The following is a 19,293-nucleotide window of genomic DNA, read 5'->3' on the forward strand; positions in this document are numbered from 1 at the left end:
TTTGGGAGTGTAAATTTACACAATCAATTAGTTATAAAATAACAATACATGCTTAATATACATAATTTATCGGTTTCTTTTGGAGGTACATATTTATTCGAAGAAGTTACTTTTCGTTTAGGTGCGGGAGACCGTGTTGGACTTGTCGGGAAAAACGGAGCAGGTAAATCTACAATGCTTAAAATGCTGGCAGGAGATTTTGCCCCTGATTCCGGAGTTATTTCTCAGGAGAAGGATATCAGAATAGGGTTTTTACGTCAGGATATTGATTTTGAACAAGGAAGAACTGTTTTGGAGGAAGCATATGAAGCTTTTACTGATATTAAAATTGTTGAAAAAAAGTTAGAGCATATCAATCATCAATTGGTGACCAGAACCGATTATGAAAGTGAAGAATACAGCCAGATCATTGAAGATTTATCTGATTACACGCATCGTTTTGAACTTCTTGGAGGTTACAATTACGTAGGCGATACAGAGAAAATTCTTTTAGGATTGGGTTTTAAAAGAGAAGTTTTCAATAATCAGACGGAAACATTTTCTGGAGGGTGGAGAATGCGTATCGAATTGGCTAAATTATTATTGCAGTCGAACGATGTATTGCTTCTGGATGAGCCGACGAATCACCTTGATATCGAAAGTATCATTTGGCTGGAAGGTTTTCTTCGCAATTACCCGGGAGTTGTGGTAATTGTATCGCACGATAAAATGTTCTTAGATAACGTAACCAACCGTACGATCGAAATTTCATTAGGAAAAGCATACGATTTTAATAAACCTTATTCTCAATATTTAGAATTGCGTCATGAAATTCGCGAGAAGCAATTGGCCACCCAGAAAAACCAGGCGAAGAAAATTGAAGAAACAGAAAAATTAATTGAAAAATTCCGTGCAAAAGCTTCCAAAGCTTCAATGGCGCAGTCGTTGATTAAAAAATTAGATAAAGTAGAACGAATTGAAGTTGATGAAGACGACAATTCGGTAATGAATATATCTTTTCCGGTTTCAAAAGAACCCGGAAGAGTCGTAGTTGAAGCGGAACATGTAACAAAAGCTTACGGCGATAAAGTTATTTTAAAAGATATTGATTTACTGGTAGAACGCGGAAGCAAAATTGCTTTTGTGGGACAGAATGGCCAGGGAAAATCAACCTTCATTAAAGCGATTGTAAACGAGTTTGAATACCAGGGAAATATCAAATTGGGACACAACGTTCAGTTAGGGTATTTTGCGCAAAATCAGGCGGAATATCTGGATGGTGAAATTACCTTGCTTCAGACTATGGAAGATGCTGCCATGGATACAAACCGTTCTAAGGTTCGTGACATGTTAGGTTCTTTCTTATTCCGTGGCGATGATGTAGAGAAAAAGGTGAAAGTACTATCCGGAGGGGAACGTAACCGTCTGGCACTTTGTAAACTATTGCTGCAGCCTATCAATGTTTTGCTGATGGATGAGCCTACCAACCACCTTGACATTAAATCTAAGAACGTTTTAAAGGCCGCGCTTCAAAAATTCGGCGGAACATTACTATTGGTGTCGCACGACAGGGATTTCCTTCAGGGAATGTCTAATATCGTTTATGAGTTCAAGGACCAGAAGATTAAAGAATATTTAGGGGACATCAATTATTTCCTGGAACAGCGCAATCTTGAAAACATGCGTGAAGTCGAGAAAAAAGATGTTGCCAAAGCTGCTGCCCCAAAAGAAACGAACAAAGCTTCGTACGAGGATCAGAAAAAAGGTAAAGCACTGCAAAACAAATTAAGTAAAGTTGAAAGTCAGATCAAACAATTGGAAAGAGATATTCAGCACGATGATAAAATGCTGGCTTCCAATTATGACAAACATATCGAAGACGCTTCATTTTTTACCGCCTATAATAAGAAAAAAGCAGATCTGGAGCAATTGTTACTGGATTGGGAAATCGTTCAGGAAGAGATCGATAATTTTAGTGCTTAATGTAATTTTCAGTCGCAGTCTCAGTTTCACTTTTTGAAATTAAGATTCATTATACAGACCTTTGTCAAAGTGTAAAACTTCGGCAAAGGTTTTTTTAGCTATTAGTTGCTGTGTCCCTCTCTCACAAAGTAACTAACTATTTGATAATTCCAATCGATTTGGAGTGCATGATTGCTTCGCTGCTGTCTTTAAAATAACAAACAGCAACATCCAGCGACTGCATATTTTTCAGGATAGTTTTAGTGGTTTCCTTCTGACTTTTGCCGGTTTGCCTAATGTAAACAGCCGTTACGGTGACCGGAAATATTTTGCAGATTCGTTCGTACAAAATCGGATCGTGCTGTGAGTCATCTCCCATTAATACATACTTTAGATTGGGGTAAAACTCTAAAACATGCTTTATTTTATCGAACTTATGATCGTGATTCCCTCTTCCGCTCATGAAAAAATCGGTGATACCTCTTTTAATGTCTTTCAATAAGATTACCGCTCTTGGCAGTTGATGGATTTTAGTGAATTTTATAATGAAATTGTACAAATTCCATTCGCTGCTTGAGATATAAAAAAAGGCATTTTCCTCTTCCTTATTATTTCTTCCGGCAGAACTCAGGGCCTGATAATGCGGGACCACATCTTTAAAAACCTTTCTGTCGTTGACATTTTTAAACAAGAGAATGTATATTTTTTTGAAGATATTATGCGTGTGGGAAATCAGAAAAGTATCATCAATATCGGAGATAATTCCGAGATTTCCTTTGTGTGGCCTGATGAAACTTCCTTTAGAAAGGATAATTTCCGAATTATATTTCAAACTGACTTCGTATTCCATCCATCCAAAATTAAATTCCTTCTCAAGCGGAATACAAAACTTAAAATAACCGTCGTCTAATGTCTTGGTATGGATTTCCTGATCGCCGTATTTAAGATAAATATCAAAATTCTGAATAGTTTTTATTCGAAACTGATTAATAATGGAAGTAGCATTTTTAAAGTTTTTCTTCTGAAAATCATAATCATACATTCTTTTGAAAACATGGCCCATTACAATTAATTCTTGTTCATTAGCATAACCGCGATATAATTGTAGGATTGGTTTCATTAATTGTGTATTTTTATATATGTTGTAAATTAATTATTTTAATCGGTTTTAAAAATTAAATTTTGAAAAATAATATCATTTTTGTTGTAAATCCTATTTCCGGAGACTTAGATAAATCGGATTTAATAGATGCTGTGCATGAGTTTTCGATTACCCATAATTTCAATCTGGTTGTTCATGAGACAACCGGCGACCAGGATATTAAAGCCATACATTCCCTTTACAATGAATTTCAGCCGGAAAGAATCATTGTGGCAGGTGGTGACGGAACCATAAAAATGGTAGCCGAAGCAATGGAAGAGCATGATATTATTATTGGTATCCTGCCAGCCGGCTCTGCTAATGGCCTTTCTGTAGATTTGAACTTGCCCGGAACCATAGAAGAAAACCTGAAAATCGCCTTTTTAAATTCTTATATAGAAATGGATATGATTTGCATTAACGGCAAAAAAAGTATCCACCTAAGTGATATCGGTATCAATGCTGATCTCGTTAAAAATTATGAAGAAAGTAACCTGAGAGGATTTTGGGGCTACGCACTTCAGGCGTATACAACGCTGGTAGATTCTAACGAACCTTTTGTAGCAACAATTACGGCCAATAAAGAAACCATCAAACATACGGCGAGAATGATTGTAATTGCGAACTCTCAGAAATATGGAACCGGAGTTACAATCAATCCCAATGGTGCGATGAACGACGGGAAATTTGAACTGGTCATTTTAAAAAGCCTGGATATATTATTGCTGGGAAAAATTATTACGGGAAATATGCCAATTGATTCCGATGATATTGTGATCATCTCCACTGATAAAGCCACTATTGAAACCGATTATGCGGTTAACTTTCAGATTGACGGAGAATATTGCGGAGCGCAGCGCCTTTTGGAAATTCATATCCTGCACAAGCAAATGAAGATTGCGGTTCCTTAATTGAGGGAGTCGCAGTTTTTAGTTTTCAGTCTCAGTTTTCAGTCTCGGTCTCAGTTTTCATTCTCAGTCCTCAGTCTTTACTCTTTATTCTTTATTCTTTATTCTGTACTCTTTATTCTGTACTCTTTACTCTCTACTCTTTACTCTTTACTCTCTACTCTCTACTCTCTACTCTCTACTCTTTACTCTTTACTCTCTAAAAGGATTTCGCTCTTTCCATTCGGTTTTGGGTTCGAGATAATTAAAAAGTTTGGCAATGTTATGGTTGATTAAGGCGTTGCTGTGCGTAATTAATCCGTACATTTTTTGTGGCTTGGCGCCTACTGAACTTTTAATTTCGAGGGCAGTTCGTGCAAAGACGATTTCAGAAAATCCCTGATTTATCGAATAGGCAATCATGTCGTACAGCATATTGAGGTATAACATTTTTTCCCGCTGGATCGTTTCATCGTAACCTAAAAAATAGGTATCCATTACTGTTCCGTTTTTGATCAGCGTATTGAAACCGATAAGTTTTCCATCCAGAAAATAACCATAAAAGAGGAAATTTTCTTTCATGATTTCTTTAAAAAAGCTAAAGTGATTCCGGGCCAGGAAAAAAGTATTAAAGGGAGCGTTTTTGGCCACATGAAAATACAAATCGTAAATAACATCTTCATACTTTCTGATATCATTCAACGACATTTTTTGCTTTTCAATTGCTTCGGCCTTTTTGCGGGCGCGCTTGTACTGATCCCGATATTTTTTTGACAAGGCATCAATATAATCCTGTTCAGACTTCCAGTTTTTATTGATTTCAAAAATCATATTGGGCTGAGTCGAAAAGGTGTAATTATTCTTAAATTCAGCTTGTAAGGGCTCAATTTCCAATGCGGTAAAATCTTTTATACTTGTAATGTGTACTTTTTTTCCGCTTTGTTTCAGGTCTTTTTTAAGCTGGTTAATGGCTTTGTGAAGGGTCTGAATTGCCTTAGACTGCTTTACAGCCGGATCAAAAGAAAAGGCATTTTGGCCTGTAAGCATATTGTTACCCACAAATAATACATGCGATGCGAAATTTTTAAAAGCAAAATTGCGCACGGAAGTTTTTAAACACTGATCGCGGTCGCCAAAGGAATCGAGTTTTTCTGCAAATAAAAATTGAGTTACGACAATTCCCGCGAGTTTCTCTTCCTTAAAAATTCCAATAAAATGACAAATCATATTGACCGGAGAAGAGTTTTCCAGTACTTCGAGATATTCCCTGGTCAGGAAAATATTTTCTGCGGCAAGCGAATTCCATTCTAAAGGAAGTAAGGAAACGCTATTGTAAATTTGGAAGGAATAGGTTGTACTCAAGTGTGAAAGCTAGTTTCTTCAAAATTAGATAATATTTGTAATAACTAATGGGGTTTAAGTTATTATTAAGAAAAACCCGTTTGCGAATAAAAAACGCAAACGGGTTCTATATGGATAAGTTAGGCGAATCCGCAAATTACGCCGCCCATTAAAGTGAGTGACACCGTCCAGAATCCGGCATGAATTAAAATGTATTTCCAGGATCTTCTTTCAAACAAGGCAGTAACGCCGATAACAGGTAAAGCAAAAAATAAACCTGAGATAAAGCCATGCAGGGCACCATGTTTAAAAGTACGATACGCTGTTCCATAATCTGCCATGAAAGCAGCGAAAGAAGGTTTTGCACTTTCAACTAGAGGCGGCCCGCCAACCATTCCGATTGCGCCGGACTGATGAATCGTTAACGACATGAGGGTCATGGTAATCATTAAGGAAAAGACATACGTCAAACCGAAGATTTTAAGCATATTACCCGTACGGAGCTGCTCCTGGGTAAGGTTATTTTCTCTCATCCAGATCGTTCCAAAGACTTTGGGATGGTACCAGACAAAACCGACAACAAGTGTAATCACAGCGGATAAAAACAATGCAACAGGGTTAAATTCCATAATATGAGGTTTTTAGGATTAGTTGTTTCAAATTTAATCAAAAAAATACAACTTTCTGCTTTTCAATTTAAGTAGTATAAATACGACTAAACATTTACTTATCAACAGTTTATCGACATTCTATGTATTATAACCGTAAAAATGTATAATTTTGCCCTGAAAACAAATCCCCAAATCTGTTATGAAAAGTTATATCACTCTTTTTTTAGCACTTGTTTTTTCTCATACTATTTTTGCAGATACTGTTTCTGATAAAGAAAAAGATGCCCTTATTAAATTGTACCATGCTACAAATGGATCACAATGGAAAGTAAAATGGGATTTATCACTGTCAGTATCAACATGGTATGGAGTAACAGCTGAAAACGGAAAAGTAGTCGGGCTCAATTTAGCCAACAATAATTTGCAGGGAGAATTACCCGGTGAATTTTATGATTTGGTGCATTTAGTAGCTGTAGATTTGCACAAAAATAATCTGAAGGGGCAGCTTTCCGCCACCATTCATAACCTGAAAGAACTGGAAGTTTTGGATGTTTCTATTAATCAATTATCAGGAACAATACCCGCTTCTATCTGTGAATTAAAAAAACTTAAGGATTTAGCGCTTTTTGAAAATAAAATTTCCGGAGAATTACCGTTGGAGATTGGAAAACTGGGCAGCTTAGAAACCTTATCACTGTTTAATAATAAACTGCACGGGCCATTACCAGGATCACTATATAAAATTCGTACTCTGAAAGTATTACTTCTGAATAATAATAAGATGTCAGGAACGCTTAGCAGAGAAATATTGAATTTTTCTGCACTCGAAAATTTGAGCTTGTTTGATAATGGTTTTGAAGGTGCAATCCCTTCAGGGCTGGAGAAGCTGCATCATTTATCTGAAATGAATCTTTCGTATAATAAATTTAAGGGAGCCGTTTCTAAAAATCTGGCATTGCTAGATGCGCTGAATCTGACTATGTTTGATGAAAACGGAAATCCGGTTTTATTGCCAATTACTACTGAAAAAGAAACGACAGATGTTACCCAAAATTAATCGTGCTTAGGACTGAAAATTACTCTCGTTAACAAGTTGATTACATATATTTAGTTAAGTATTGAAAACCGTAACCCCCATTACGGTTTTTTTATGCTCTTTTTTGAAAAGATTTCTATAATACTGAAAGTTGTTCCGTGAAATTCCCTTTTTAAATACTATTTGAAGTAAATTTGTGCCGATTTAATAATTATACGGCAGTTTAACAGCGATTTGATTTTTTTTCATAACTTTAATATCGAATTCAGCAGTGGAGTGTTGATATGATGAAATATTTAATTTTAACTTTTTAATCCTAAAATTATGGTAGTACAGTATACCTAAAATTATGGTAGTACAGTATAAAGGAGAACAATACGGAAAGTCTACAACATTTACGATACGAATTATTGGAAATAATCTTTCAAAAAGCAGTTCCAATTACCAGATAGATTTATTAATCGGGGAAAAGCAAATCCCTACTTTTACAACTGCAATTCACCAAAGTCTGTCCAATTGCCTGAAAGAAATCTATCTGTTTAGAAAGTACAACGGAATCAAATTTGACGCTTCTTCAGAAAAAATAGCGACTAAGCTGGTGCCTTACGATCAGGTGTTATACAACTATAATAAATACGCTTTGTTTATGGCTTAAGGCTTATAAATCAATCATAAAAAAAAGACTGTTTGGTAAAGACGGTCTTTTTTTATGCCTGATTTTTAGGAACAGGCAGATTTCTCTGAAGCTTCGATCTTTACCTGATTTAAATAAAAAAACATCCTCATTTACATCATCTTCCCTTCTTTTGCATATTCTTTTTTAATGCCCTGAACAAGGTGGTGCAGGTGAATACTTTTGTTTTCGTCTTCCAGTGTTCTCAGGCAGGCATACTGAATGATATTAACAATGTTGGCGCCTGTAATGTCGTATTTTTTGGAGAGTTCGTTTAGGTTTACATCTTCGGCAATTTTGATTCCTTTGGGCAGGTTATTTTCCCAAAGCTGTAAACGTTCGCCATAGGAAGGCACTTCAAACTCAATGATAGACTGAAATCTTCGTGTGAAAGCCGTATCAATATTCGTTTTAAAATTCGAGGCCAGAATAACCAGTCCCGGATGGTTTTCGATACGCTGGAGCAAATACGAAACTTCCTGATTGGCGTATTTATCATGTGCGTCCCTGACGTTGGTTCTTTTTCCGAAAACCGCATCGGCTTCATCAAAAAAGAGAATCCAGTCCTTGTCAGCCGCTTTGTCAAAAAGGGAAGAAAGGTTTTTCTCGGTTTCCCCAATGTATTTCGAAATCACCATAGACAAATCAATTCGGTACACATCTCTTTTGGTATATTTTCCCAACAGGGAAGCTGTAAGTGTTTTTCCGGTTCCGGGTGCGCCGTAAAACATAACCCTGAAGCCCGGTTTGATTTTGGCTTTCATGTCCCATTCGTGGAGCAGAATCTCGTTGAATTTGAGCCAGGTTTCTATTTCCTTAATGTAATTTAATGTGGTCGTATTGAGCACCAGATCGTCCCATTCGAGTGAAGTTTCTATTAGTTGTGCCGGAAAAATACTGCTGAGCTGCGGTTTAAGAATTTTTCCGGTAATGAATTTCTCGATGTATTCGTCTTCTAAAATCAGTAAACCACTCAGTTTGGGCTCTCCATTCGGAACAGAATCTATTTTGATAATTCCTTTCCGGTAAAGAAAAGACTGATTGTGGAGGTAATTATAGAACGAAATACGGTTGTCGAGATCATTTCCGCCCACTAAAAACTGAGCTGTTTCACCGGTTGGCAAAATGCCGCGGTGGTTCTTCGTTTTAATGCCGCCAAATTCGGGTAATTCACCGCCATTGGGTAAATATTCAGCAATAATCGAACTCAGGAAATCGGGTTTGACATGTGGAGCCAAAGCCAGTGCCACCAAAAGAATATCGATTTCCGTCAGACTGTTTTCGATAATAAATTCGTTGATAAACCCAGTAGAATCCATTTGATTCAGAACCGGTTTTTCCATTGGGTTTTCGACCTGAAAAAGGGTGTCAAGCTGAAATACGAATTGGTTTTTTAAGTAAGTGAATACATTTTCCATTTTATGCTACTAAAGATTCAATTGAAAAAAAATCTATTTTGGATTGTTTATAATTCCTGATTCTGTTCATGACGGCGTTTCCGTTATGAGAACCATCAGAATTGGTGTTGCCTTCGATGGTCTCAATCAGATCTCCGTTAACCGCAGTTACAATTCCGGTATGAAACCAGTCGTTTGTGGTTTTCTGAATCAGAAATACATCTCCGGGTTTTATGAGCGCCGGATTCGTTCTCGCCGCCTGATAACGCGTCAGTATTTTTTTCTGAATACCGGTTACACCAACCGTATCGCAGCTATACGTTAAGGGCATCAGGGTTTTGAAGTTTTTTCCCTGAACAGCAGCTGCCTGGTCAATTATCGCCTGCACAAAGCCCATACACCAAAACCAGTCGCTTCCTTCATGACCGTCCATATAACTTCGGACCCAGGGTCCCGTATTGCTTTGGTTGTTGATGACGAGTTCGAAAGGATGATTTTTAAGATGGTTTTTGGCTGTACTCAAAATTAATTCTCTCAGATTATTGCCGGGTACAGGATCTTCGAAAGCCTTTTTAAGAGGGGCTGTCAGTGCATCGAATACCTTTTGGTCTACAGTTCCGGTCTGGGATAAGCCGTTGAATTTTTGAAAATTCAGCACTGCTTTTTCAGTGGCCGGTCCAAAATCGCCATCAATGCCCGTTGCCGTTCCCGCGTTTGGATTTTGAATAGCAAATAAGTTAAGCCAGGACTGAATTTTTTCAATGTCTTTTTTATTGTTATTGAGCCCTTTTCTTTGTTGTGTTGCTTTAATAAGCAGCTCTTTTTGGTAAGATGTTTTTTGCATGACTAAAGTTTTTTACGGTTATAAAAATTGGTTTCGTAGATTGTTTAGGGTTTAGGTATTGCCGTTCTGACCAAATAATTTGCTTTCTTTTACAAATTGCATAAGTCTTTCCTGATTAATGGTTGAAAAATCATATTTGTCTTTAGAAATTATCTCCCTAATTAGTGCATCTTCAATAGGGTTAATTAGGAATAATTCATTTAGAAGCCGTGAAATAAAGATCAGGTTGCCATTATATTTTTGGAACAACTTATTAAACATTACTATTACCTGATCTCTGTATATTGGTTTTTGTTTTGCAAATTCAACTAATACTTTAAAGAGGACGGTTTTAAAATTCCAATCCTTTTTTTCGTCTTGTAAAAATGATTCCAGTTCCGGAATTACTTCCGGTCCCATTAAAGTCAAAACTTTGGGTAATTCATTCTGATAATCAAATGCTTCTTCATTTTTTGTTTCTGTCAGTGCCTTTAATAATGGCTTGACAGCTTTGATAATTTTTAGTTGGCCTAATGCTCTCCATGCATGTCTTGGTGCAAAATCTTCGATTGTAAATCCGGATATAGCACGACTGAGATCAGAAGTACTTATGATATCAATCAATTCATCGTCGTGCTTTTTATCTAAGTCCATTTCTTTGACATAGTTTGGCCAGTTAGTAACCAGATTCGCATCTCCATAGGAGAATAATTTTTCTACTTCTTCAGAATATTTGTTTTTCATTTTATGTAAAAATTAGGTCCGCTTTTAGTTATTGCACCACCAGGAACGTTTAAGGTCTGTATGGCATCTGATATTATCGTATTGTCTCTTTGCAGAGCTGTTGCGATTTGTCTTACACTTGTAAAATTTGTTTTGGTGTAGACATCGCTTCCAATAGTGATTGTTCCGGCAACTTTATTGGCATTCAATAAATTGGTAATTAAAATCTCAGGAGCAACAGCCGGAACAATTGCCAGGTTTGGAAAACTTCCTCTCACAGTGCTATTAAACAGAGAGGTTACAGCAGTTCCGTTTACTTCATCCACCTGTGCTGTAATCGATTCAGCAATATAAAAGCCAAGACCCAGTCGGAGTTGGGCGGCAGACGGAGAGGCTGAGGTCAATAAAGCATCATTATTGGTGTTTTCATAATAATTTACAGTCATCGAATATTTTAAGGTTTTGTTTTTATTGGTTTTTCCAATAGTTTCAGGACCATTATCCATATTGGTATTTAACGATTGCGATCCAAAAACGATATTCCAGGTACTCCACGGACCAAATAAACGTGCAGACAAAATGTGCACACCTTTTAATTCTGATTGATTTCCGGCATTTTTGGCAACATGAGTATCAATATGCGTACTACCGGCAACAATGTTTCTGGATCCTCTTTCCTGACCGGGTCCACTTGCAGGCTCAATATCCGTTAACGGATCTGCAACTACCGTTTTTGGCCTTCCCTGATCCATTATTGGAGGGGTAATTACTGTTTTTGGTGCTGTCCTAGGTACGCTGTGTGTCATTAATTGAACATAATTATAATCCCATGTATCTCCACCATCCGTTACGGAAGAAATGTTTATGACGGATGCCTGGTCACTGTTAACCTTATTTTTAATGGCTTGGGCTTCATCTGGAGTTACCATTCCTTCATCATTTTCTTTTTCACTTTCACTATCAATTTCCGCTAAAGCTCCGGCAACGGGACCTGCCGGTGTAGCGGCTTGCGGTTCGCTTCTTCCCATAAGGCGGTCTAACATCGCCATTCCGGTATCTACCGCTTTATTTACCAGCCACGTAAGGGCCTCGTCTACCATTAGGCGAACCGAAACAATCATCTCGCCAACCCTGGCACCAATTCCGGAAAGCCCAACCTGATTGGCGAGGAACCCGATGACAATCGGCATGGCCTGACCCATGGTTCTTTCGAGATAATTGGCAGCTGTCGTTACATTTCCCTGGGCGATATCGGCCACACCGTTGACAAACGAATTGACTACTTCGAGCATTTCACGCAGGTATTTTATAAAACTCTGAATCGCACTGTATAAAGCTATTGCCCCATTGATCACCGCCATAATTCCGGTTGGATCCAGCATGCTTAGCAGTCGGGCGGTGATACGGTTTACGATGCGTTCCATGATAAAGTTTTTCACGGCATCGAGAACGGTATTCCATAAATTACTGAGCTGTTCCTGGATTTTATCCCAAATCGCTGCCATACCGCGTTCCTGAACATCTTTTATGAAAGTCCAGATGCCTTCGAGCGTGTTGATCATGTTGCGGATTTTGGCGACTCTTGCCGGACCAATTCGAGGATGGGCTGCCAGTTTCTCCCATATTTTTTCCATTGATATGTCAAGGACTTCAAGTACCCATGAGATTACTCCTTTTAAAGTAAAATCGGTAAGCACAGGAATATTGGCATCTTTCAGTTCGCTCATTAACCAGCCGGTTACGCCGTTAATTAAATGGGTCACAATGTTGTCAAAGAACTGAACAAATCCCTGTTTGATGGCACGTAATATATTTTTAAGGAAACCGATCGGATCTTTTTTGATGTCGTCGATGGCCTGCATGGCGCGGGTTATAATGTTTCCGATGAGATCGAATGGGAAATTCATGATCTCAAGTATGGCCACGATGACAATTCGGACGATTTCTGCCACAAAAGCGATAAGGCGTCCGATAGGTTCACCGAATTTTTCAATAATACGAACAAAGGCATCAAGAGGATGAATAAGGTCGTCGATTGTAAACGAGTTCCACAGATCGGTAAAGAGCTGGATAATAGCCGCTGGTGTCATGTTTAAAGTAGCAACAGCCGCTTCAATTTCACCTGTAATTCGGGCTATGGCACCCGTTTCAACCATTTGGGCATATTGTTCTTCACCGCCGTCCATTAGGCTCATAAAACCTCTTATGAGATTTGGAATGGAGCGTTCGACAGTTTCGTTGGTAAAAGGATCTTTGCCTATAACTACTTTTATCAGGGAGTACCCTCTTACAGTCGCGGCCTGTGAGGAAAGCCATCCTAATAACGACTCTTTCACAAGTTCCAATACCTTAAGCGCCACGCCTGAGGCAAAATCCCAGACTCTTTGCAGGAATCCTCCCGCCTGAGCTGCCAGTGCCGAAAGATTATCGGCAATGTTGGCCAGATTCGAAGGCTGAATGGCATCCCAAGCAGAATTGATGAGTCCGCGGAGTTCGCCTAACAATGAAGTGAAAGTCCCTACCTGAGTGTCCAGCCAGTCGGCCGTTTTTTGAAGCGTGCCTTTTTCACGCATTTGTTCCAGCTCGGTTTGCTTGTCGATCAGGATTAGGAAATCTTCTAATATTTCGACAGTGGTCGCATTTACTTCCTCGTCTCTTAACGGATCGTATCTGATTATTTTTTTGATCAGTGACCAGGCCTTGTTTTCTGCCAGTATAGGTTCTGCCACATCAATCAGCGCTTCTTTGATCCAGGTGATGACCTGATCTACCGTAGCACTTACAAAAGAAGTTATTCTGTGTACTAATTCGCTGAATTTTTCAGTAACCAAATCGATGATATCGGTATAGGGGAAGGATACTTTATCCCAAACATCTTCCACCATATCCATAATACTGTCGATTGTTAATCCGAGTTCGCCTAGTTTTCCTTCTACCCAGTCGAAAACTTTTTGCAGTATTCCGTATTCCTGAAGTTTGTCGAATATGGCTGTTCCAAAAGGCACAAGTCCCATCAATCCTTCTACCAGGTTAATAGGGGTTCGCTCTACATCCACCTCCCTTAAAGGATCATAACCGATAATAACGGTGAAAAGCGTATAGCCGGGAATGTGGCGTGCTTCATTGATGATCCAGTCGGGAACTAAATCCAGGAACGAACCCTGAATCATTTCGGGAGCAGGGGAGATTGGCTTCGGTTTTTTTCTGATGGCTGCCCCTTGCTGAACCGTATGGGTTAATTCGTGTGCAAGTAAATGTTTGCCCGACTGCGAGTCTGGATTGTATTTTCCTTCATTAAAATAAATATTGTTTCCGGTGGCAAAAGCCTGAGCGCCCAATTGTTTGTTCATCTGAACAGCGGTGGAGTCATTGTGTATGCGGACATTGCTGAAATCGGCACCAATGCCGGATTCCATTTCGGTTTTTACTTTTCCGGACAGGGGAGAACCGCCGCCTTTACTACTGTTTAAAGTGCTTTCAAGATTAGAGCTGTCAGAAGGGTTCGCATCGGCACCCGCACTCATCTGCAGTTCTTTTTCGTCGTCTTTGGCCTGGATTTCGTCTTCTTCCTTGGCCTGAATTTCCTTTTCCGGTTTTGGCTGGATAACTGCTTTTACAGCTGCATTACTAATGCTGTATTCTGCTTTTGGCTGTGCTGGTGGCGGAGTTACAGCCTCGGTTAAAGGTTTTTTTTGTAGGTCTGCCTTTTTTTCCTCTTTGGGCTTTTCGTCTTTTTTCTGAACCTCTTCTTCGGTTTTATTTTGGATTTCAGGTTTCAGTTCCACTTTTTTTACCGGAACCGTTGCTGTTTTTTTTACTTCTTTTTTGTTTGGCAGCGTTGCTTCTTTTTGCGGAACCTCATTTTCAGTTTTGTTCTGAATTACGGTTTTTGGTTTGGAAAAGTCTTTATTGATTTCACGCTTTTCCGTTTTTTTAGCATCGAGCTTGTTCTGAATGGAATCCTCTTTTAACTGTGCAACCGGAGTGATGGTTTCGGCAACTGTTTTTTGTTGGATTTCCTTGTTCTGGTCTTCTTGTTTTTGTACGTCTTCGGCCAGTTTCTTCTGCACTACGGATGAAGGCGAAAAAAAGGTTTCCGTATTTGTGGTTTTTTTGGCAGCGACTACATGGTCTGCGACCCTGTCGGCCTCGGCCTCATGTTTATCATTGGATTTTCCGATATTCAATTTCGCCTGTACACCAAAAAAAGATTCCTGCCCCTTGTCCTGATGGGACGAGGAGTGCGAAGGAGTTGCTTTTGTTTTTGATGTAAAGGCTGGCATTCGTTATCAATTTTAAATTGGAATTATACTTGTTTCCGGAATTTCATTAACTCCGATTCTCTTAAATTCTAAAAAGGTTTCCAGTTCCTGACCGGTTTCCGAGTAGAAAACAATCCACAATCCGTCTTTAAAAACCGTTATATTATTTAAAGACAAGACATACGGAATCGTGCTATTTGTTTGCACTAAGGCAGATTCTGCTTTTTGAGAATCAAGCTTTCGTCTGATATTTGCAATCGATTTGTTACGCTCCCGGTCTATTTTATTTTTAAAGGCTGATAAATCTTCTTTATCATGAAAAATAACGACCAGGATTTCCTTTTTTAAAATGGTGTCATTCTTAGGATTGAGGTATACATTTTTTAAACTCGGGAAAACGGATAATACGCCCTCCACTCTCAAACATTTCGATACGGATGCATCTGCCTGTAGGACTAAAGGGTTTGATTTGTTGACATAAATAGTGTCACATCCCGCAAAGCAGCAACACAGCAAACAAAAAAGGGTTGTAATTCCCAAAAATTTAAATTTCAAATTCCAATGAATGAGTTGGTTAAAAAACAGAAACTCCAAATTTTCAGATTCCAACTGATCGGCTTGTTTTAAAATTGGAATTTGGAATTTATTCTTATTGGAATTTAGAAGTACTACTTTCATATTTCTGATTTTTAAAATTTACCTGCCCTCATTTCATTCACAAAAGGCAGCAGGGCAGCGGCAGAAGCATGTCCGCCTCCGCCATTTAGTGCTTTGTAATAATCTTCACAGATTGAGGCCTGTTGTTCTCTGTTGAATTCATTAAAATGGGCATGTTTAAAAGTTCCGTCGCTATTGATATAATTGTATCCTTCACCAAAAGCCTGTGCATGTATCGCCTGCGCCATGTATACCGATCCTGCGTGCTCGTATTGTGCCACATGTGACAATTCGTGAACCATAGTTGCGGTGTCTTCTCCGGGTGCTGCATGAATGATATGCGCTGTGGTTACGGCTCTGTAGCCTCCACCGGAAAAATAACCGGAAATATAGGCTACCAGAGAACCTTCATCGACATATACCTGATCATACGGAATCATTCCTGCAGGATGTACCTGAAGCGAGGCGTTTCTTTCGACATCGGTCAGTTTTCGCATTCTAAAAATAAGGCCCCATATCAGCTGTAATATTTCAAAGATTCCAAGTAAATCGATAAGGTATAATAAAAGTTTTCCTGCCCAGCTAAGTCCGCCCAAAATGCCATCCCATATCCAGGAAGCAAAACCTTTAATTCCCTGCCAGGCCCAGACTGCTGCGCCAACGATACCGTTCCATCCCCATTGTGCAAAGCCTGAAATCCCTTTTCCCAGCCAGCTCAGCGTTCCGGTCAGGGCATTCCACAGTTTCGAAAGGCTTGGTGCCGTAACAAAATCAACTGCCCAGTCGTAGCCGGCAACAACACCTTCCAGGATCCAGTTTGCGGCTCCTGAGATCCCGCCTCCCAACCAGCTAAAGACTCCTTTTACACCTTCCCATAAATGTCCTGCGGCGGCACTCAGTCCGTCCCAGGCCCAGCCTAAGATGCCGGTAATTGCGTCCCAGCCGTGTACAATTAATCTCCACAATCGGGATGGGATATTAGAAATGAAAGACCATACATTGTTGCCCAAAAGGCATAGTTTTTCCCATAAAACGGTACCAATCACTTTGATGATGTCCCAGGCTTTATTTCCAAACCACTTAATACCGTCCCAGACATACGATGCGGCACCGGATAACCAATTGAGTGCATCACTTCCTAGTGATTTCATGCCATCCCAGACAGCAGTCGCCTGTTCTCCAAGATAAGAAGTAGCAGAATCCCAGGCCGCGCTTACGTCACTGGCAAAACCAGAAACCGCCTCGGTAACGGCTCCGGTTGCGGAATTCCAGCCCTCACTTACGGTATCGGCAAAACCGGATGCCACATCAGAGACTGCTCCTGTTGCCGCCTCCCATCCGTCACTTACCGTATCTGTTGCGCTGTCCCAGGCATCGCCAAGCCAGCTTCTTTGTACCGGAGTGTTTTCTTTCTTTTGAATATTCGAACCTTGTTGTACGGTATGGGTAAGCTCATGTGCGAGTAAATGTTTGCCTTGTTTGCTGTCGGCATCATATTTTCCGGAATTAAAATAAATATCATTTCCGTTCGTAAAAGCCTGAGCGCCGAGATCCTGACTCATTTGCATGGCATTGCTGTCGGTATGAATGCGAACCTGACTGAAATCGGTTCCGAAACCGGATTCCATTTCGCTTTTTACCCCTTTAGAAAGAGGTGATCCGCCGCCTTTACTGCTTTTTAGATTGGTTTCTAATTTAGCATCGTTTGCAGTCGACTCGTTATTATTTGATTTTTTCTGAACAGGCTTCTTTTTATCTTCTTCTTTTTCCTTGCCTTTTTTCTGTATCTTTTTATCTTCGTCTTTGTCTGCTTTTTTTTGTATTTTCTTTTTATCGTCCTCTTTTTCTTTACCTTTTTTTTGTACTTTTTTATCTTCGTCTTTATCTGCCTTTTTTTGAATTTTCTTTTTATCGTCTTCTTTTTCCTTGCCCTTTTTTTGAATTTTTTTGTCTTCTTCTTTAGCTGTCTTTTTTTGGATTTTCTGTTTGTCTTCTTCTTTTTCCTTGCCTTTTTTCTGTACTGGTTTCTCTTTTTCCAAATCCTGTTTCTGAACGGTGGATATGGTTTCGGAAATGGGTTTTCTCTGCACGCCTTCTTCTCCTTTGGACTGCAGTAATCCGCCACTTTTTCCTTTGTTCACTACCTTATCGGCAACAGTATCTGCTTCGACTTCGTATTTGTCCCCCACGGTACCGGTCGTTAGTTTTTTTTGGATTTTTGGTCCAAAAAAAGGAGAAGAGGAGTGATTGTCCGGTTTTTTATTTTCTAAAGTTCTCATCACTTTATGGTTTTATTATTTGAAACAAATACTTGTTTTTTAAATCCCAACTGGATTTATTTTCGTGAAATACTAAGCTACCAGGGTTTTAGCGTTAGCCTCTTCTTTCGGTATGATCTGATGTTTTTCTAATTCGATCTTTATCTGTGCATACCAGTACGGAAATATTTTAAAGAGTCGGTGTTCGATTTCGTCGGTAATGTCTTTCTTGTATTTTTTAATACCGAAGAGATGACTGTAACCCATTGCAGCGGCATAGATGCTTTGTTCTGCAATATTTTTTCCTTTTAGCAGCAGTGTTGGTGAAATGTTGTTATAGTCTAATATTGAGGCCAGGTTGTATTGTTCGATGACAATGCAGGGTTCGAATCCCTGTTGTTTTAACGGGGCAAATTCTTCCCGGTGTGCCGTATAAATTTTTTCCATATCATAGTAGGCGCTTACAAATTTCCTGCAAAGCGTAAGATCATTAAACCCCAGTATTCCACAACTGTACGAATGCCCGAGATTGGAATGCCAATACGGCAAATGGGCAGTATACTGGTTGAAAAAATCAATTTGTTTCTTATAATGCATTTCATAGCCGCATTCTTTTCGTTCCAGAATAATACTGTCGAAGCTAAAATTGATTTTTCTTTTTATAAACACATCTGTATCGAGGTGAACAAATGGTTTTGTCTGTCTTTCGATCGCATGAATTTTGGACTTCATCCAGAGTTCCTGGTTTTTTTCATTAGTCATTTTTGTAACCCTGCAGGGCAGCATGTATAAAAATTTATAAGCGGTTTCATCTGCATAAAGTTCAATGTCTTTGTACCAGAGGTGACTGTATAAAATACTCAGGGCAGTCATATAGATCGTTTCCTTGAGTTTATTGCCCATCTGCCAACGGTTATTGATTAGCGGAAAAGCATCCAGGCTGTATATAATTCTTGGTTCTTCAGTCATACCATTATTTTTTAAGTGTTTGAAGGAGTTGTTTTTCTTCCAAGTAGCATACATTGTTGTATAACGATGCCTTTTTACTGTGTTTGTAAAGTCTTTTCCACTCATACTTATGACCCATTGCCGCTGAGGTTACTTCCGGTAACTGGGTGTTATGGAATTCTTTCATCTCATTAAAAGTGGCATGCCAGACCATTCTGCCGAGTAAGGGAGACTGGGTGAGTTGTATTTTGGAAAAAATCCTTTTGTAATAATCCGTGTGCACATTCTTATTATTGACAAAGAATTCCGAGACTAAAACTTCCCCGACATTTATATTGTAAAACCGGCTGAAATACCGCGTTATTCCATCCTGTTCCTGAATCGGCAAAAGGTCTTCTTCATTTTCATAAATAATATCAATGTCATTGACGGGCATATCATAATAACTGCGGAGATTGATATAATCTGCAATTCCGCCTACAAACGCAATTTTTGACAAATCGAGTTTGTCAAAAATATTTTGAAGCGCCTGTTGCTGCTCATAGAAAATGTTTTTTTCATCTTCCTTCAGGAATGTTTTTTCTTCAGTTTCCAT

15 protein-coding genes are annotated in these 19,293 nt (G+C 39.1%); 4 read left to right on the top strand and 11 right to left on the bottom strand.

The annotated features are described in order from the left end of the window. Positions 1 to 48: 48 nt before the first annotated feature. Positions 49 to 1,962: an ABC-F family ATP-binding cassette domain-containing protein gene (locus D0817_RS16205; protein WP_127339421.1), complete on the top strand. Its 1,914-nt coding sequence runs from the start codon at positions 49 to 51 to the stop codon at positions 1,960 to 1,962. A gap of 136 nt (positions 1,963 to 2,098) precedes the next feature. On the opposite strand, the gene D0817_RS16210 is transcribed toward D0817_RS16205, so the two are convergent. Beyond that, positions 2,099 to 3,061, bottom strand: coding sequence for an App1 family protein phosphatidate phosphatase (locus tag D0817_RS16210; protein WP_127339422.1), 963 nt, complete (start codon positions 3,059 to 3,061; stop codon positions 2,099 to 2,101). 62 nt (positions 3,062 to 3,123) lie between these two features. Here D0817_RS16210 and D0817_RS16215 point away from each other — a divergent pair, with 62 nt between their 5' ends. Beyond that, positions 3,124 to 3,993, top strand: coding sequence for a diacylglycerol/lipid kinase family protein (locus tag D0817_RS16215; RefSeq protein ID WP_127339423.1), 870 nt, complete (start codon positions 3,124 to 3,126; stop codon positions 3,991 to 3,993). Between the two features lie 189 nt (positions 3,994 to 4,182). On the opposite strand, the gene D0817_RS16220 is transcribed toward D0817_RS16215, so the two are convergent. After that, complete coding sequence (locus D0817_RS16220; protein ID WP_127339424.1) at positions 4,183 to 5,331, bottom strand: GNAT family N-acetyltransferase; 1,149 nt, start codon at positions 5,329 to 5,331, stop codon at positions 4,183 to 4,185. 119 nt (positions 5,332 to 5,450) lie between these two features. Then, positions 5,451 to 5,939 carry a DUF1761 domain-containing protein gene (locus D0817_RS16225; protein WP_127339425.1) on the bottom strand — a complete coding sequence of 163 codons (489 nt, stop codon included), beginning with the start codon at positions 5,937 to 5,939 and terminating at the stop codon, positions 5,451 to 5,453. Between the two features lie 181 nt (positions 5,940 to 6,120). On the opposite strand from D0817_RS16225, the gene D0817_RS16230 reads away from it, so the two are divergent. Both D0817_RS16230 and D0817_RS16235 read left to right on the top strand, forming a co-directional pair. Continuing rightward, positions 6,121 to 6,978 (top strand): leucine-rich repeat domain-containing protein, encoded by an 858-nt coding sequence (locus D0817_RS16230; RefSeq protein WP_127339426.1) that lies wholly within the window; start codon positions 6,121 to 6,123, stop codon positions 6,976 to 6,978. A 328-nt stretch (positions 6,979 to 7,306) separates the two neighbouring features. Beyond that, entirely contained in the window at positions 7,307 to 7,612 is a 306-nt protein-coding gene (locus D0817_RS16235; protein WP_127339427.1) for a hypothetical protein, read from the top strand. Between the two features lie 131 nt (positions 7,613 to 7,743). Here D0817_RS16235 and D0817_RS16240 read toward each other — a convergent pair whose 3' ends face one another. The 8 genes from D0817_RS16240 to D0817_RS16275 form a co-directional block, all read right to left on the bottom strand. Beyond that, entirely contained in the window at positions 7,744 to 9,048 is a 1,305-nt protein-coding gene (locus tag D0817_RS16240; RefSeq protein ID WP_127339428.1) for an ATP-binding protein, read from the bottom strand. A gap of 1 nt (position 9,049) precedes the next feature. Then, positions 9,050 to 9,871, bottom strand: a complete 822-nt coding sequence (locus D0817_RS16245; protein WP_127339429.1) for a peptidoglycan-binding protein — start codon at positions 9,869 to 9,871, stop codon at positions 9,050 to 9,052. Positions 9,872 to 9,922: 51 nt separating this feature from the next. Next, a complete protein-coding gene (locus tag D0817_RS16250) occupies positions 9,923 to 10,594 on the bottom strand; it encodes a HEAT repeat domain-containing protein (RefSeq protein ID WP_127339430.1) in 672 nt (223 codons plus the stop codon). Continuing rightward, positions 10,591 to 14,856, bottom strand: a complete 4,266-nt coding sequence (locus tag D0817_RS16255; RefSeq protein WP_238160896.1) for an eCIS core domain-containing protein — start codon at positions 14,854 to 14,856, stop codon at positions 10,591 to 10,593. Before D0817_RS16255 ends, D0817_RS16250 begins: the two co-directional genes overlap by 4 nt. 12 nt (positions 14,857 to 14,868) lie before the next feature. Continuing rightward, entirely contained in the window at positions 14,869 to 15,513 is a 645-nt protein-coding gene (locus tag D0817_RS16260; protein ID WP_127339431.1) for a hypothetical protein, read from the bottom strand. Positions 15,514 to 15,524: 11 nt separating this feature from the next. Beyond that, the gene (locus D0817_RS16265; RefSeq protein ID WP_127339432.1) at positions 15,525 to 17,771 is read right to left on the bottom strand and encodes an eCIS core domain-containing protein; all 2,247 of its coding nucleotides are present in this window, start codon (positions 17,769 to 17,771) and stop codon (positions 15,525 to 15,527) included. A 72-nt stretch (positions 17,772 to 17,843) separates the two neighbouring features. Beyond that, positions 17,844 to 18,719 (bottom strand): DUF6734 family protein, encoded by an 876-nt coding sequence (locus D0817_RS16270; protein WP_127339433.1) that lies wholly within the window; start codon positions 18,717 to 18,719, stop codon positions 17,844 to 17,846. Positions 18,720 to 18,723: 4 nt separating this feature from the next. Continuing rightward, positions 18,724 to 19,293, bottom strand: a complete 570-nt coding sequence (locus D0817_RS16275; RefSeq protein ID WP_127339434.1) for a hypothetical protein — start codon at positions 19,291 to 19,293, stop codon at positions 18,724 to 18,726.

The sequence above is a fragment of the Flavobacterium cupreum genome (assembly GCF_003996965.1).
GTDB lineage: Bacteria > Bacteroidota > Bacteroidia > Flavobacteriales > Flavobacteriaceae > Flavobacterium > Flavobacterium cupreum.

Coding starts and splice junctions, on each gene's coding strand:
- D0817_RS16205 (WP_127339421.1), top strand. CDS start 49: ATGCTTAATATACATAATTTATCGGTTTCTTTTGGAGGTACATATTTA.
- D0817_RS16210 (WP_127339422.1), bottom strand. CDS start 3,061: ATGAAACCAATCCTACAATTATATCGCGGTTATGCTAATGAACAAGAA.
- D0817_RS16225 (WP_127339425.1), bottom strand. CDS start 5,939: ATGGAATTTAACCCTGTTGCATTGTTTTTATCCGCTGTGATTACACTT.
- D0817_RS16230 (WP_127339426.1), top strand. CDS start 6,121: ATGAAAAGTTATATCACTCTTTTTTTAGCACTTGTTTTTTCTCATACT.
- D0817_RS16235 (WP_127339427.1), top strand. CDS start 7,307: ATGGTAGTACAGTATAAAGGAGAACAATACGGAAAGTCTACAACATTT.
- D0817_RS16240 (WP_127339428.1), bottom strand. CDS start 9,048: ATGGAAAATGTATTCACTTACTTAAAAAACCAATTCGTATTTCAGCTT.
- D0817_RS16245 (WP_127339429.1), bottom strand. CDS start 9,871: ATGCAAAAAACATCTTACCAAAAAGAGCTGCTTATTAAAGCAACACAA.
- D0817_RS16250 (WP_127339430.1), bottom strand. CDS start 10,594: ATGAAAAACAAATATTCTGAAGAAGTAGAAAAATTATTCTCCTATGGA.
- D0817_RS16255 (WP_238160896.1), bottom strand. CDS start 14,856: ATGCCAGCCTTTACATCAAAAACAAAAGCAACTCCTTCGCACTCCTCG.
- D0817_RS16260 (WP_127339431.1), bottom strand. CDS start 15,513: ATGAAAGTAGTACTTCTAAATTCCAATAAGAATAAATTCCAAATTCCA.
- D0817_RS16265 (WP_127339432.1), bottom strand. CDS start 17,771: ATGAGAACTTTAGAAAATAAAAAACCGGACAATCACTCCTCTTCTCCT.
- D0817_RS16270 (WP_127339433.1), bottom strand. CDS start 18,719: ATGACTGAAGAACCAAGAATTATATACAGCCTGGATGCTTTTCCGCTA.
- D0817_RS16275 (WP_127339434.1), bottom strand. CDS start 19,293: ATGGAAACTGAAGAAAAAACATTCCTGAAGGAAGATGAAAAAAACATT.